The 13721-nt window shown below is 68.7% G+C and carries 14 protein-coding genes; 7 read left to right on the top strand and 7 right to left on the bottom strand.

Features of this window, described 5'->3' with window-relative positions; all coding sequences use genetic code 11:
* Positions 1–222: 222 nt before the first annotated feature.
* The 5 genes from ACZ6DT_RS22800 (at position 223) to ACZ6DT_RS22780 (ending at position 5051) form a co-directional block, all read left to right on the top strand.
* Positions 223–771 carry a hypothetical protein gene (locus tag ACZ6DT_RS22800; RefSeq protein ID WP_465598589.1) on the top strand — a complete coding sequence of 183 codons (549 nt, stop codon included), beginning with the start codon at positions 223–225 and terminating at the stop codon, positions 769–771.
* On the top strand, positions 768–1868 hold the full coding sequence (locus ACZ6DT_RS22795; protein ID WP_465598586.1) for a peptidoglycan-binding protein: 1101 nt from the start codon (positions 768–770) through the stop codon (positions 1866–1868). The genes ACZ6DT_RS22800 and ACZ6DT_RS22795 overlap by 4 nt, the downstream gene beginning before the upstream one ends.
* Positions 1865–2551, top strand: coding sequence for an ABC transporter ATP-binding protein (locus ACZ6DT_RS22790; protein ID WP_465598583.1), 687 nt, complete (start codon positions 1865–1867; stop codon positions 2549–2551). Before ACZ6DT_RS22795 ends, ACZ6DT_RS22790 begins: the two co-directional genes overlap by 4 nt.
* Entirely contained in the window at positions 2548–3768 is a 1221-nt protein-coding gene (locus ACZ6DT_RS22785; RefSeq protein WP_465598580.1) for an ABC transporter permease, read from the top strand. Before ACZ6DT_RS22790 ends, ACZ6DT_RS22785 begins: the two co-directional genes overlap by 4 nt.
* Positions 3769–3860: 92 nt before the next feature.
* Positions 3861–5051, top strand: coding sequence for a glycosyltransferase 87 family protein (locus ACZ6DT_RS22780; protein ID WP_465598577.1), 1191 nt, complete (start codon positions 3861–3863; stop codon positions 5049–5051).
* A gap of 55 nt (positions 5052–5106) precedes the next feature.
* On the opposite strand, the gene serC is transcribed toward ACZ6DT_RS22780, so the two are convergent.
* Positions 5107–6243 carry a phosphoserine transaminase gene (gene serC, locus ACZ6DT_RS22775; protein ID WP_465598574.1) on the bottom strand — a complete coding sequence of 379 codons (1137 nt, stop codon included), beginning with the start codon at positions 6241–6243 and terminating at the stop codon, positions 5107–5109.
* Positions 6244–6358: 115 nt separating this feature from the next.
* Here serC and ACZ6DT_RS22770 point away from each other — a divergent pair, with 115 nt between their 5' ends.
* Positions 6359–6676: a hypothetical protein gene (locus ACZ6DT_RS22770; RefSeq protein ID WP_465598571.1), complete on the top strand. Its 318-nt coding sequence runs from the start codon at positions 6359–6361 to the stop codon at positions 6674–6676.
* Positions 6677–7137: 461 nt separating this feature from the next.
* On the opposite strand, the gene ACZ6DT_RS22765 is transcribed toward ACZ6DT_RS22770, so the two are convergent.
* The 5 genes from ACZ6DT_RS22765 to ACZ6DT_RS22745 are packed head-to-tail and all read right to left on the bottom strand — an operon-like array spanning position 7138 to position 11909.
* Positions 7138–8484 (bottom strand): serine hydrolase domain-containing protein, encoded by a 1347-nt coding sequence (locus ACZ6DT_RS22765; protein WP_465598568.1) that lies wholly within the window; start codon positions 8482–8484, stop codon positions 7138–7140.
* A gap of 14 nt (positions 8485–8498) precedes the next feature.
* Positions 8499–9119, bottom strand: a complete 621-nt coding sequence (locus ACZ6DT_RS22760; protein WP_465598566.1) for a response regulator — start codon at positions 9117–9119, stop codon at positions 8499–8501.
* Positions 9116–10276: a sensor histidine kinase gene (locus ACZ6DT_RS22755; RefSeq protein ID WP_465598563.1), complete on the bottom strand. Its 1161-nt coding sequence runs from the start codon at positions 10274–10276 to the stop codon at positions 9116–9118. Before ACZ6DT_RS22755 ends, ACZ6DT_RS22760 begins: the two co-directional genes overlap by 4 nt.
* The gene (locus tag ACZ6DT_RS22750; RefSeq protein WP_465598560.1) at positions 10273–11085 is read right to left on the bottom strand and encodes an ABC transporter permease; all 813 of its coding nucleotides are present in this window, start codon (positions 11083–11085) and stop codon (positions 10273–10275) included. The genes ACZ6DT_RS22755 and ACZ6DT_RS22750 overlap by 4 nt, the downstream gene beginning before the upstream one ends.
* Positions 11082–11909 carry an ABC transporter ATP-binding protein gene (locus tag ACZ6DT_RS22745; RefSeq protein WP_465598664.1) on the bottom strand — a complete coding sequence of 276 codons (828 nt, stop codon included), beginning with the start codon at positions 11907–11909 and terminating at the stop codon, positions 11082–11084. Before ACZ6DT_RS22745 ends, ACZ6DT_RS22750 begins: the two co-directional genes overlap by 4 nt.
* A 266-nt stretch (positions 11910–12175) precedes the next feature.
* Here ACZ6DT_RS22745 and ACZ6DT_RS22740 point away from each other — a divergent pair, with 266 nt between their 5' ends.
* A complete protein-coding gene (locus ACZ6DT_RS22740; protein WP_465598557.1) occupies positions 12176–13069 on the top strand; it encodes an endonuclease domain-containing protein in 894 nt (297 codons plus the stop codon).
* A gap of 46 nt (positions 13070–13115) precedes the next feature.
* Here ACZ6DT_RS22740 and ACZ6DT_RS22735 read toward each other — a convergent pair whose 3' ends face one another.
* Positions 13116–13706 (bottom strand): TetR/AcrR family transcriptional regulator, encoded by a 591-nt coding sequence (locus tag ACZ6DT_RS22735; RefSeq protein WP_465598554.1) that lies wholly within the window; start codon positions 13704–13706, stop codon positions 13116–13118.
* Between the last annotated feature and the right edge of the window lie 15 nt (positions 13707–13721).

The raw sequence follows: 13721 nt of genomic DNA, 5'->3' as shown, positions 1-13721 counted from the left end.
TTGTGTGTTGTCGGTCTGTTTTTTTTTTTTTTTTTTTTTTTTTTCTCCCCCCCCCCCCCCCCCCCCCCCCCCCCCCCCCACCACCTGTACCGACCGCTCGACCGCCGGGTGCAACTGCCGTGCCGGACGGGACGGTAAGCGCGACATAAGCGACTTCGCTTACCGCGCCGGAATCGCCCTCTCCGTAGAAATCGGTACGCCAAGACGACCGAAGGAGCAGCGATGCGGAAACGACCGATGGCGGTACTGATCGCCGGAACGGTCCTCGCGCTGGTGGCAGGCTGCGGCGGTGGCGGGGACGGCGACGACAAGGTCGCCTCGATCTCGTCGCCACCGGCTCCCGGCGCCGCCGGTGACGGGAAGCAGGCCGACAACGTGTCCGACGAGGACAAGATGCGCAACTTCGCGAAGTGCATGCGCGAGCACGGGATCGACATGCCGGATCCCAAGACCGATGGCGACGAGCAGGGCACGATCTCCATCGAGGCGGGCGAAGGCAGGCCCGACGAGAACAAGATGAAGGCCGCGAGCGACGCGTGCCGGAAGCTGCTGCCGAACGGCGGCGAGATCAAGCCGCCCACGCCGGAAGAGCTCGACAAGATGCGCAAGGAAGCCAAGTGCATGCGTGAGCACGGCATCGACTTCCCGGATCCCGATCCCAGCGGCAAGGGCGCCGCCATGACGATGGACGCGGGCGATCCCAAGAAGTTCGAAGAAGCGGCGAAGGCCTGCGGTCTCGGCATGAGCATGAGGGCGGCTCCGGCGAAATGAGCGAACACGAAGGACCCGGCGGCGCACGGCGTTCGCGCCGGGCGCGCTGGTTCGTCATCGCGGCGGTCCTCGTCGTCGTGGTCGGGACGATGTCCGTGGTCGTGCTGACCAGGGTCACGTCGGAGGCCCAGCAGGTCGGGCAGGCGCCACCACCGGTGGAGACCGCGAAAGTCGAGAAGACCGACCTGCGGGAGGAGGAAGAGGCGAACGGAACGCTGGGCCACGGCGCGGAAAACGCCCTCGCCGGCCGGAAACAGGGCACCATCACCTCCCTTCCGGACACGGGTGCGGTGTACACCCGGGGGAAGGCCGTGTACGGGGTCGACGCCGAACCGGTGCCGTTGTTCTACGGCACGTTGCCGTTCTTCCGTGACCTCGCGGACGGGGCCGCGGACGGCCCGGACGTCAAGCAGCTGGAGGAGAACCTGAAGGCGCTCGGCTTCGGGGGTTTCGGCACCCCGGACAAGAAGTTCACCTCGGTCACCGCCGCCGCGATCAAGAAATGGCAGAAGTCGCTGGGCGTCGAGCAGACCGGCACCTTCGGCCAGGGCGACGCCGTCCTCGCGCCTGGCGAGATCCGGGTTTCGCAGGTCGCCGCGCAGCTCGGCGGCCCCGGGGGCGGCGAACTCCTGAAGTACACCGGCACCGAGCGCCTCGTCGAGGTCAAGCTCGACGCCGCCAAACAGGCCATCGCGAAGGAAGGGGACAAGGTCGGGATCGACATCACCGGCGGCAAGCGCACGACTGGCGTGATCACCGAGGTCGGCAAGGTCGCGGAGAGCGGCAAGGACGCCACCGGACAGGACGACGGCAAGCCGAAGATCAAGGTGAAGATCAAGCTGGACGATCCGGCCGCGGCGGGGTCGCTCGATTCGACGCCCGTCTCGGTGCGGTTCACCAAGGAAGTCCACAGTGGAGTGCTGGCGGTGCCGGTCGGGGCGTTGCTCGCGCTCGCCGAAGGTGGGTACGCCGTCGAGGTCGACGAAGGCGGCAATCGGCGTCTCATCGCGGTGAAGACCGGTTTGTTCTCTGGCGGCCGCGTCGAAATCACCGGCACCGGCCTCGCCGCCGGGATGCGGGTGGTGACGACCTCATGACCCCGGTACTGGACGTGCGCGGCGCCTCACGCACCTATCCCGGCGGGGTGCGGGCACTGCACGAGGTGTCACTGTCCATTGCGGACAGGGAAATGGTCGCCATCGTCGGCCCGTCCGGTTCCGGCAAGTCGACGCTGCTGCAGTTGATGGGCACACTCGACCGGCCCACCAGCGGCGTCATCGAACTGCGCGGGCACGACGTGGCGAAACTGCCCGACCGCAAGCTGTCCGCGTTGCGGTCACGATGGATCGGATTCGTGTTCCAGCAGTTCTTCCTCAGCGAGGGGGTGAGCGCGGTCGACAACGTCGCGACGGGACTGCTGTACGCGGGGGTGCCGCGGCGGAAACGGCAGGAGCGGGCGCTGGCCGCGCTCGACCGGGTCGGCCTCGCGCATCGGGCGGGCCATTTCCCGAACGAGCTCTCCGGCGGGGAACGGCAGCGGGTGGCGATCGCGCGGGCGGTCGTCAACTCGCCGTCGATCCTGCTGGCCGACGAGCCGACCGGGAACCTCGACACGGGCAACGGCGCGGCGATCCTCAACCTGCTCGCCACGTTGAGCTCGCAGGGGACGACGGTCGTGATCATCACGCACGACCGGGAGATCGCGGCGGGCGTCCCGCGGCGGATCGAGCTGCGGGACGGCCGGATCCGGCTCGACACCGGGACGGGGGTGCCGGTGTGAGCGCACCCGTCCTCGACAAGACGCCGACACCGGATCCGGCCAGGCTCGGCCCGCGCGACGTGCTGAACCTCGGCGCGCACGGGATGCGGACGCGGCCGATGCGCGCGGTGCTGTCCGCGCTCGGCATCGGGATCGGGATCGCCGCGATGGTGGCGGTGCTCGCGATCCCGGCGTCGGGCGCGAAGGCGTTGCAAGACCAGCTGGCCGCGCTCGGCACCAACCTGCTTTCGGCGGGGCCGGGCAAGACGATGTTCGGTGGTGACGCGACGCTGCCGGACAGCGCGGTGCCGATGGCGAAGCGGATCTCCCCGGTGACGGCGGCGTCCGCGACCGGCAGCACCGATGGGACCGTGCGGCGCACGGACAAGATCGCCAAGGACGAGACGTCCGGCCTCTCCGTCTACGCGGCGACGCCGGATCTTCTCGACGTCATCGGCGGTGCCGTCCGCACCGGACGCTTCCTCCGTGACGCGACCCGCGACTACCCGGTCACCGTGCTGGGTTCGGTCGCGGCCGCGCGGCTCGGGATCGACCACATCGATCCGGCGAAGCCACCCCAGGTCTTCATCGGCGGTCAGTGGTTCACCGTGGGCGGCATTCTCGGGCCGACGCCGCTGGCGCCCGAGATCGAGCGGTCGGCGTTGGTCGGCTGGGACGTCGCCAAGCGGCTCCTCGGCTTCGAGGGGCATCCGACCACCGTGTACGTCCGGGCGAAGGACTCACAGGTCGAGAACGTCCGTTCGGTGCTCGCGCAGACGATGAACCCGGAGGCGCCGAACGAGGTCGAGGTCCGTCGTCCGTCGGAAGCGCTGGAGGCGCAGAAGCTGACGGAGAACACCTACAGTGCGCTGTTCCTCGGACTCGGCGGGGTGGCGTTGCTGGTCGGCGGCGTCGGGGTGGCCAACACGATGGTGATCTCGGTACTGGAGCGGCGCCGGGAGATCGGCCTCCGCCGCGCGCTCGGCGCGACGAAACGGCAGGTGAGAGGCCAGTTCTTGGCCGAGTCGGTGCTCCTGTCCGGGCTCGGCGGGATCGCCGGGGTCCTGGTCGGCGTGCTCGTGACGTCCGGGTACGCGCTGAGCCAAGGCTGGCCGGCGGTACTCCCCGTCGGCGCCCTGCTCGGCGGGGTCGGGGTCTCGGCACTGGTCGGTGCCGTCGCCGGTGCCTATCCGGCGATGCGCGCGGCCCGGCTCCCGCCGACCCAGGCCCTGGCCTAGCTCGCGTTTCGTCCTCTGGATGCGGTAGTTCGTAGTGCCGACTACCGCATCCAGAGGACTGGATGCGGAGTAGCGGTGGGTAATCTCGCCGGGTGCTGATGGGACTGTCGGGGCGGAAACTCGCGGGGGCGTTGATCGCGCTCGAAGCCGTCGTGGTCGGCGTGCTGTTCGCGTTCAAGGTGTTCGACGGCCAGGACCTCGAGGTCTACATCGGCGGCGCGCGGCTCCTCGTCGACTCGGGCGACCCGTACGGCACGTGGGTGCAGACGCACGGGGGCCGGCTGCCCTTCACCTACACACCGTTCGCGGCCGCGGTGTTCCTGCCCGGCACGCTGTTGTCCGCCGCGCTGGCCACGAGGCTGATCGGGCTCGCGTCGATCATCGCGGGCGGAATCGTCGTCTACCTCTTCGTCGCGACGCTCAACGGCTCGCTCACCGACCGTTCCGTGGTACGGGGCCGCGCCATCGCCGTACTGGCGGCGATCGGGGCGCAGGCCGTCGGCGGGATCATGGAGCCGGTCCGCTCGACGCTCGGCTTCGGTCAGATCAACACCCTCCTGATGCTGATGGTCGTCCTCGACGCCCTGCTCCCGGGCCGCGCGCGTACCAAGGGGCTGCTGATCGGCGTCGCCGCGGCGATCAAGCTGACCCCGGCCTTCTTCATCCTGTTCTTCTTGTTCCGCAAGGATTTCCGCTCCGCGGCCCGGGTCGTGGCCGGGTTCCTCGGCGCGGGCGCGCTGATGTTCCTGGTCGCGCCGGGCGCGTCCGCGAAATTCTGGACGAACATCCTCTTCGACACCGGCCGCATCGGCGATCGCGGCTACGTCGGGAACCAATCGCTGCGCGGGATGCTCGCGCGGCTCGGACTCGGCTCGGCGGAGGACGTCGTGTGGGTGCTGGCCGCGCTCGTGGTGATCGCGCTGACCGCGTTCGTGATCGTGCGCGTCGCCGAGCCGGTGTTCGCGCTGACGGCGTGCGCCATCGGCGGGCTGCTGGTCTCGCCGGTGTCCTGGACGCACCACTGGATCTGGTGCGTACCGATCCTCGTGCTGCTGGTCTGGACCCGGTCGATCGTTTCCTCCGTGCTCGCGGCCGTGACGGTGGCGCTGTTCGTGATCGCGCCGATGTGGCTCGCGCCGCGGCCCGCCGGCAGTTTCGGCTGGTGGCTGGCGACGGAATCCTTCGTGCTGTACGGCCTGGTGCTGCTCGTGCTGGCCGGTATGTCCGTGAAGGCCTCCCTGAGGGACTTGAATCCACGCAGTGGCGCGCAGCGTCCCCGTTGAGGGTGGCGGCGGGGGCATGGATGGACCCTCAAGGAGGCCTTCACGGACAGCTAGCTCAGCCCAGGCGTTCGACGACGTACTCGATGCTCTGGGTCAGCTTCGTGATGTCGTCCGGGTCGATGGCCGGGAACAGGCCGACGCGCAGCTGGTTGCGGCCCAGCTTCCGGTACGGCTCGGTGTCGACGATGCCGTTGGCGCGCAGCACCTTCGCGACCGCCGAAGCGTCCACCTCGTCGGCGAAGTCGATGGTGCCGACGACCTGCGAACGCAGCGACGGGTCGCTGACGAACGGTGTCGTGTAGCCGGTCTTCTCGGCCCATTCGTACAGCCGGGTCGACGAGTCGCGCGTGCGCGCGGTCGTCCACTCGAGACCGCCGTTCGAGTTCATCCACTCGATCTGGTCGGCCAGCAGGAACAGCGTCGACACCGCCGGGGTGTTGTACGTCTGGTCCTTGCGGGAGTTGTCGAGCGCGGTGGTCAGCGACAGGAACTCGGGGATCCAGCGGTCGCTCGCGCCGATCTCGCCGATGCGCTCGACCGCGGCGGGCGAGGCCAGCGCGATCCAGAGGCCACCGTCGGAGGCGAAGGACTTCTGGGGCGCGAAGTAATAAACGTCGAAGTCCTCGGCCTTGACCGGCAGGCCGCCCGCGCCGGAAGTGGCGTCGATGGCGACCAACGCGCCATCACTGGCTGTGAGGTTTTCGGGGCGGCGGACCGGCACCGCGACACCGGTCGAAGTCTCGTTGTGCGCCCAGCCGACCAGGTCGGCACCGGCCTCGTAGACGATCTCGGGCGCGCTGCCCGGGTCCGCCTTGACGACGATCGGGTCGGCGAGGAACGGGGCGCCCTTGGTCACCGTGGCGAACTTCGAGGAGAACTCGCCGTAGGTGAAGTGCTGCGCACGTTCCCGCACGAGCCCGAACGCGGCGGCGTCCCAGAACGCGGTCGTCCCGCCGTTGCCGAGGACCACTTCGTAGCCTTCGGGCAGGGAGAACAATTCGGACAGACCCGCACGCACGCGGCCGACGAGGGACTTCACCGGCTTCTGCCGGTGCGAGGTGCCGAGATAGGTGGCACCGGATTTCGCCAGGTTGGCGAGCTGCTCGGCACGGACCTTGGACGGTCCGCAGCCGAAGCGGCCATCGGCGGGCTTCAGGTCCGCGGGGAGGGTCAACTCAGGTGCGTCGGTCATGAGACCAGTCTCTCAGGTCGGGACGGCCCTGCTGACAGTCGGTGCCGCGTGTCCGGCAGATGGGATCAGCGGACCGGCTCCCACCGGCGCCGACCGCCGGGTAGCTTCTCGCCACATGGCGACAGTGCACGAACGATTCCCCGTGTCCCCCGAGGCGTTGTGGCAGGCCCTGCCCCACGGGGTCGACGCGGTGAAGGGGCAGACCCCGTATTACGACGCGGCGGCGGGTTACGTCACCTTCTCGACCAAGCTCGGCTGGCTGAGCTACGGCCAGACGGTCACGGTGAAGGTCGAGCGGACGACGGAGGGTTCGGGACTCGCGATCCAGACGAGCCTCAAGTTCGGCTTCGTCGACTGGGGCGAGGGCAAGCGCATCGCCCGCAACTTCATCGCGGCCGTCGGCGTCGCGGTCGGGCACACCCCGGCCGCTTGATGCCGGACCCGTGGAGACCGCGGTGGGGTTTCCTGTTCCTGTACTTCCTCGTCTTCGTCCTCCACGCGGTCTTCGCTGAGTGGGACGAGACGGCGGCCATCGGCGCACCGCTCGGTTTCGTGGCGGCGCTCGTGCTCGTGTTCGTTCCCGGCCTGCCGCGCTGGGTGCACGGAGACGAGCCGGGGGAGATCTCTTCGCCGAGGACCCGCCAGTGGTGGACGGCGCTGCGGTTCACGATCCGGCGCCGTGAAGGTGTCCTCGACGTCGTGTTCGGTCCCTGCGCGGGTGGGCGGTTCTCGACGGCCGTCCGGCGAAGTTCGTCATCGAGGACCGCGTGGACGAACTCGCCGAGTCGCTGCGCGGACGGCGCCGGATGTGGGTCGTCGGCGATGCCGACTATGGCATGTCCTGGTGTGCGCCGACGGCGGCCGCGAGTTCACGACCGCCGCCGTGCGCTTCCGTTAGCGCCAGCCGTCGGGGTCGACGCCGCCCGGGATGGGCGCGGCCGGGTCGAACGGCGTCCGCGAGAAGATGAACGTCGCGAGGTCGAGATGGTTCGGCTTCCCCGCCGAGTCCCGTCCGACCCGCAGCGTTTCGCCCGCGTAGTAGGCGTCGAGGCCGACCCAAGTGTCTTCGCCGACCGGCGCGAACCGCGACGCGCGGCCGGGACCGTCGGTCGGCGCGAGGGAGAACAGGCCGCCGGGGAGCAGGCGCAGGTGGTACGGCGTCGGGCCCCAGTGCCACAGCCCGGTCAGCTCCAGCAGCTTCGGATCCACAGTGGACGGTTGCCATTCCGCGGGCATGGACGGCTCGTGCTGTTCGGTCAGGTTCATCAGGTCGAGGCACAGCTGCGTGATGCCGACGCCCGCCGTCGAGTTCGTCAGCACCAGCGCGCCGATGCCGGCGCTCGCGTCGATCAGCGAGCACGCGAGGAAACCCGGCATCGATCCGGTGTGCCCGGCCAGCCGCCTGCCCTCCGTGCGGACCAGCATGACACCGAGGCCGAATCCGGTGGTCCAGGTGTCGCCGTCGTCCACGGTGACCATTTCGCGCATCTCCGCGACGGTCTGCTCGCTCAGCACGTCACCGGTGTGGCCGCCGAGGAACGCCGTCCAGCGGGCGAGGTCGGTGACCGTCGACCACAGCTGTCCGGCCGGCGCCATCGCGCCCGCGTCCGGTGACGGTTCCGGCATGAGGAGGTCGGCGAAGGGGTGCACGGCGAACCCGCTCGCGTGCGCGCCTTCGGGATGCGGCGAGGTCCGGGTCATGCCGAGCGGGCCGAGGATCTCGGCGCGGACGACGTCGAGCCACGACTGCCCGCGGTGCCGGGCGACCAGCTCGCCGAGCACGCCGTAACCGACGTTGCTGTAGTGGAACCGGCTGCCCGGCCGCAGCCGCGTCGCGCCGTCCTTGAGGCTCTCGACGAGCGCGTCCCAGTCGGCGCCGGCCGTGCGCTCCCACCAGGAACCGGGCGATTCCGCGGTCAGGCCCGAGGTGTGCGACAGCAACTGCGCGATGGTGGCCGAGCCGAACGCGGTTCCGGGAAGGTGCTGTTCGAGCGGGTCGTTGAGGTCGAGCTTGCCTTCGTCGCGCAGCCGCATGACGGCCGTCGCGACGAGTGTCTTGGTGATCGAGCCGAGCCGGTACTGCGTGTCGGTACCGGGTGTCTCGCCGTCGACGCGTCCGCGCCCTCCTGACCAGGCGATTTCACCGTCGCGGACGACGGCGGCGACGATGGACGGGGTGCGGCACGAGGATTGCTCGTGCGCGAGGCGGCGTAGCAGCGCCAATTCGGTCGAGGCAAGCATAAGACGCATTCTGCCTACCCGAGCAGGCCCAGTCGCATAGCGGTGGTCACAGCGGCCGTGCGGTCCGATACGTCCAGTTTGGCGAACGTCCGGAGCAGGTGGGTCTTGACCGTCGCCTCGCTGATGTGGAGCGTCCGGCCGATGTCGGCGTTCGTGTTCCCCCGCGCCACCAGCCGGAGCACTTCGATCTCACGCGCCGACAACGGCGACGTCGCCGGGTTGCGCACCCGATTCACCAGCTTCCCGGCGACGGAAGGCGCCAAGACCGTCTCGCCGCGTGACGCCGAACGGATCGCGCCGGCCAGCTCCGCGCGCGAAGCGTCCTTCAGTAGATACCCGGAGGCTCCCGCTTCGACCGCGCGCAGGATGTCCGCGTCCGTCTCGTAGGTGGTGAGCACGACGACCCGCTGCCCCGGCCGGTCCGCGAGGATCTTCCGCGTCGCGCCGACGCCGTCGAGGCCGGGCATCCGCAGATCCATCAGGATCACGTCCGGCTGCTTGACCCGGCTCAGCGCGACGGCCTCGTCGCCGGAGCCCGCTTCCCCGACGACGCTCAGGTCCGGCTCGGCCTCCAGCATGCCGCGCAGGCCTTCCCGCACCACGGGGTGATCGTCGACCAGCATGATCGTGATCACGCGGGCACCTCCAGTTCCAGCGTCGTCCCCGCACCGGGTCCGCTCTCACACGTCACGATGCCACCGACCTGACCCGCCCGGGCCCGCATCCCCGCCAGGCCGAAGCCGCCGGTGGGCTCGGCGGGGTCGAATCCGGCGCCGTCGTCGGTCACGCGGAGCCGGACTCGTTCGTCCACAACGGACAGACGGAGCGAAACCACGGCGGCACGCGAATGCTTGCGGATGTTGCTCATCGCCTCCTGTGCCCCTCGGAGCAGGACGACCTCGGTGGCCATCGGGAGCACGGGCAGCGGGCCGTCGACCTCGATCGACGCCGCGATCCCGGTCTCCTCCGTCAGTCGTTCGACCTGCCTGCGCAAGGACTCCTCGAGCGAAGCGGCGGCGAGTGCCGACGGCATCCGCGCCGCGACCATCGCCCGCGCCTCGGCAAGGTTCTCCCGCGCCGTCCGCGCCGCCAGCTCCAGATGACGGCGGGCCGCCTTCGGGTCGGTGTCCAGTTCGGACTCGATGGCCTGGGTGAGCGTGACGATACTGGTGAATCCCTGCGCGAGCGTGTCATGGATCTCGCGGGCCATGCGCTCGCGCTCGGCGGCCGTGCCCGCCTCACGGGAGAGGCGCGAAACCTCCGCCTGGCTGGCTTCCAGCTGTTCGATCAGCGCGGCCCGGCCTTTGCTCTGCTCGATGATCTGGGTGGTGTAGCGCCCGGCCAGCAGACTGAAGACGATCAGGATCGCCGTCATCGGCAGCACGATGCGCAACGAGGGTTGATCGAAGCCACCCCGGACGATCGACGACGCCGGGCCCAGCAGCACCGCGACCGTGGTGAGGATCGACGCCGGCTTCGTCGGCAGCGTCATGTAGAACACCGGGCAGGCGAAGAACAGGATGAAACTCGACGTGGTGCTGGCGAAACTGGCGCCCGCCAGAAAGAGCATCGTCGCCCCGACGAACAGCCACGGCGTGTACTCGTAGTCCGGGCCTTTGATGAGCCGGCGTCCCCGGACCAGGTAGGTCACGGCGACACCGGTCAGGCACAGGATCGCGACCGTTTTGTCCGTGGCCGTCCCGTCTTCGAGGAGCACCAAAGTCGTCGTCGCGGCGAAGGTGATCCCGAAAAGGACCTCCCAGAGCCAGAAGAAGCGCTCCCAGGCGTTCATTTGCCGTCGTTCGACCAACGGAACGTCAGCTTCGCCAGCAGCAGCCCCGCGACGCACCACGCCGTCAGCACCAAGGCCACCATCGGAAGTTCCCATGTCCCCGCCATCTCCTGTGTCGCCGCTTCGGCCGGCAGGAACACCGAGCGGAAGCCCTGGCAGATCCACTTCACCGGGAAGAACGAAGCGATGTCGACCATAACCTTCGGCAGGTTGGTGATCGGCGTGACGAACACCCCGGAGATGAACTGCAGTGAGATGTAGATCAGGTTGGTCACCGCGACCGCGCCGCCGACCGTCTTGGTCGCCGAACTGAGCGCGATGCCCAGGAGCGTGCAGCTGGTGACGCCGAGCAGGAAGACCCACAGCGCGGTCAGCAGCTTCGCCGGGTCGGTGGGCAGCTCCAGATCGAACAGCAGACTGCCGACGATCGACATCAGCACCACCTGGGCGATACTCGTGAAGCCGACCAGGATGATCTTGCCGATGAAGTAGGACGCGGCGGGCATCGGCGTGCCACGCAGCCGTTTCAGCGCGCCGAGCTCACGGTCGGCCGCGAGGTTGATCCCGATGCTGTTGAACGACGTCGAGACGATGCCGGAGCCGATCATGCCCGCGGCCAGCACCTGCCCGGTGGTGATCGCCGTGCCGGGCATCGACGAGTTCAGCATCGAGCCGAGCAGGATCATCAGCAGGGACGGGAAGGCGAAGGTGAAGATCACCTGTTCCCGGATGCGGAAGAACTGCTTGAGTTCGGCGGCGCCCCGGACGAGGCCGAGGGAGAAGGTGCCCGGGAGGGTCAGCGTGCTCATCGGGCTTCTCCGATCAGGTCGAGGTAGGTCTCTTCGAGGGTGGGCCGGTGGACGGTCAGCTCCGACGGCTCGCGGCCGTCGGCGGAGAGCTCGCGGATCAGTTTGGCCGGGAAATGGGTGCGCTCCTGATGGCCGCCCCTCTCGTCCGTCCAACCGACGGTGGCCTCCGCGGTGGCGCGGCCGCCGAGCGTCCGCGGCGTCCCCTCGGCGACGATCTCCCCGCGCGTGATGACCGCGACGCGGTCGGCCAGCGCTTCGGCCTCGTCCAGATAGTGGGTGGTGAGCAGGATCGTGGTGCCTTCGTGGGCGAGACTCCTGATCAGTTCCCAGAACTGGCGCCGGGCCGCCGGATCGAACCCGGTCGTCGGCTCGTCGAGGAACACCAGCTCGGGCCGCCCGATGATCCCGAGCGCGACGTCCACACGCCGCCGTTGCCCACCCGAAAGGCTTTTGACGCGGGCGCCCGCCTTCTCGGTCAGGCCGACCTTCTCGATCACTTCCTCGGTGTCACGGGGATCGGGGTAGTAGCGGGCGAAGTGCCGGATGGTCTCGGCGACGGTGAGTTCGGCGGCGTCGCTGGCCGTCTGCAACACGATCCCCAGCCTCGCCCGCCAAGCCCGGCCCGCCGTGCCGGGATCCTCGCCGAGCACGTCGACGTCGCCCGACGTCCGCTTGCGGTGACCTTCCAGGATCTCCACCGTCGTCGTCTTGCCCGCGCCGTTGGGGCCGAGCAGGGCGAACACCTCGCCCTGTTCGATGTCGAGGTCGATCCCCCCGACGGCCGTGTGGCCTGGGTACTCCTTGCGCAGGCCACGCACTTTCACTGCCGTGTTCATATCTCGATCGTGCTGTGCGGGCGGGATCTACGGGACGTCCGCAGGGCTGAACCCGGCTGTCCACCGAACGATGGACACCGGTGTCACCGCTCCTTACCCGCATTTCGTCCTCTGGATGCGGTAGTTGCACGTGCAAGGACCGCATCCAGAGGACGAAACGCGGTTGTGCACAGGCTGGGAGGGGTTGTGGACAACCGACGTGAAGATGATCTTGAATCCGGGTTCGTCCCGGGAGGGGCTGGCATCTTTCGATCGTGCCCAGTAATCGTTACGCGACGACGTGCGACTTCTCCGGCCCTTTCGTGGGCAGTCGTGCCGTCAGCGAAGGAGACCTGACCCGTGCCCAACTCCGCTCGGGGCCGTATAACCGGCTCTTCCAGGACGTCTACGTTCCGATAGGCATCCCGCAGGATCATGAGTTGCGGTGCAAGGCCGCGGTCCTCGTCGTACCCGAAGGCGCGGTGCTGACCGGGTGTTCGGCCGCGACGGTCCGGGGATTCCCGTTCTCACTCGAAAACGACCCGGTCGAGTTCGTGGTGCCCGAGATGAGAGGTTTCCACAGCTTGCGCGGGACACATCTCCGCCGGACCAGGCTCCTCGGTCAGGATTTCGAGCCATGGCGGGACGGCCTCATCGCGACTCCGTTGCGTATGACGATGGACATTCTGACCGACACCCGCCTTCGTCGCTCCTTCCCTCGTGTCGTCGGTTTGCTGGACACGCTGCTCCGCGCTGGGTTCATCGACCGCGAGACGCTCGAGGCATACCTGAAACACCGGCACGACAACGGAATCGTCCGGGCCCGTGAGGCCTTGGTGTTCGCGGACGCGCGAGCGGAGTCCATTCCGGAGACGGAGGTCAGGGTGTGGTTGAGACTTCATGAGATCGACGCCGAGCCTCAGGTCGAGGTTTACCGTGGAACCGGGTTCCTTGGCAGGCTGGACCTCGCGATCCGCGAGGCCAAAGTCGCCGTCGAGTACGACGGGGCTTGGCATCTTGAAGGCGAACAACCGCGTCTGGACGCTCGTCGACGAGCGATGATCGAGGCTGAGGGCTGGGAGTTCGTCGTCATCACCAAGGAGGAGCTCTATACCGACCCGCGTGCGATGGTGCGCAGGGTGCGGGCGGCCATCAACTCACGCATTTAGTCCTCTGGATGCGGTAGTTGCGCGTGCAAGGACCGCATCCAGAGGACTAAATGCGGGGAGTCAGCAGTGTGCGGACGGAGGTTTCGAGGGAGGGCAGGAGAGCGGCCGGGGCGGCGGAGGTGAGCATCCGGTTCGCGAAGCCGTCCGACAGGGCGAGGACGGCATCGGCCAGGTCGTTCGCCGCGAGGTCGTCGCGGACATGGCCTGCCGTTTGCGCCTCCGAGATGTAGCGCGTCGTGAGTTCCTGCAGTTCGTCGTAGCCGGTGCGGATGAACTCGGCCCAAGACGGCCGGACGGCGGCGCGGGCGGTGAAGGCGTTGATGACGATCACCTCCGCGCGGCGCTGTTCGTCGAGCGGCATCGCTTCGATCAGCAGGCGCAACAGCAGATCCAGCAGGTTCCCGGACTGATCGAGGTTCTGCCAGCGCTGCTCCAGGAACTCGCTGGCCATGTCGAGAGCGAAGCGGAACAGATCTTCCTTGGTGGAGAAGTATTTCTGCACCGCGCCCGCGGACACCCCGGCTTCGACGGCGACCGAGCGCACGCTCACGGCCTCGACGCCTTCGCGCGCGACGATGCGCAGGAGGGCGCCGGCTATCTCGCGGCGGCGTTCGCCACGGTCCACGATCTTCGGCACGGACGCATCCTTCCT

It is taken from the genome of Amycolatopsis sp. NPDC041971 (assembly GCF_055588925.1).
Note: the sequence above shows the minus strand (reverse complement) of the source record. Positions and strands in the feature narration are given on the sequence as shown.

Coding starts and splice junctions, on each gene's coding strand:
- ACZ6DT_RS22800 (WP_465598589.1), top strand. CDS start 223: ATGCGGAAACGACCGATGGCGGTACTGATCGCCGGAACGGTCCTCGCG.
- ACZ6DT_RS22795 (WP_465598586.1), top strand. CDS start 768: ATGAGCGAACACGAAGGACCCGGCGGCGCACGGCGTTCGCGCCGGGCG.
- ACZ6DT_RS22790 (WP_465598583.1), top strand. CDS start 1,865: ATGACCCCGGTACTGGACGTGCGCGGCGCCTCACGCACCTATCCCGGC.
- serC (WP_465598574.1), bottom strand. CDS start 6,243: ATGACCGACGCACCTGAGTTGACCCTCCCCGCGGACCTGAAGCCCGCC.
- ACZ6DT_RS22770 (WP_465598571.1), top strand. CDS start 6,359: ATGGCGACAGTGCACGAACGATTCCCCGTGTCCCCCGAGGCGTTGTGG.
- ACZ6DT_RS22765 (WP_465598568.1), bottom strand. CDS start 8,484: ATGCTTGCCTCGACCGAATTGGCGCTGCTACGCCGCCTCGCGCACGAG.
- ACZ6DT_RS22755 (WP_465598563.1), bottom strand. CDS start 10,276: ATGAACGCCTGGGAGCGCTTCTTCTGGCTCTGGGAGGTCCTTTTCGGG.
- ACZ6DT_RS22750 (WP_465598560.1), bottom strand. CDS start 11,085: ATGAGCACGCTGACCCTCCCGGGCACCTTCTCCCTCGGCCTCGTCCGG.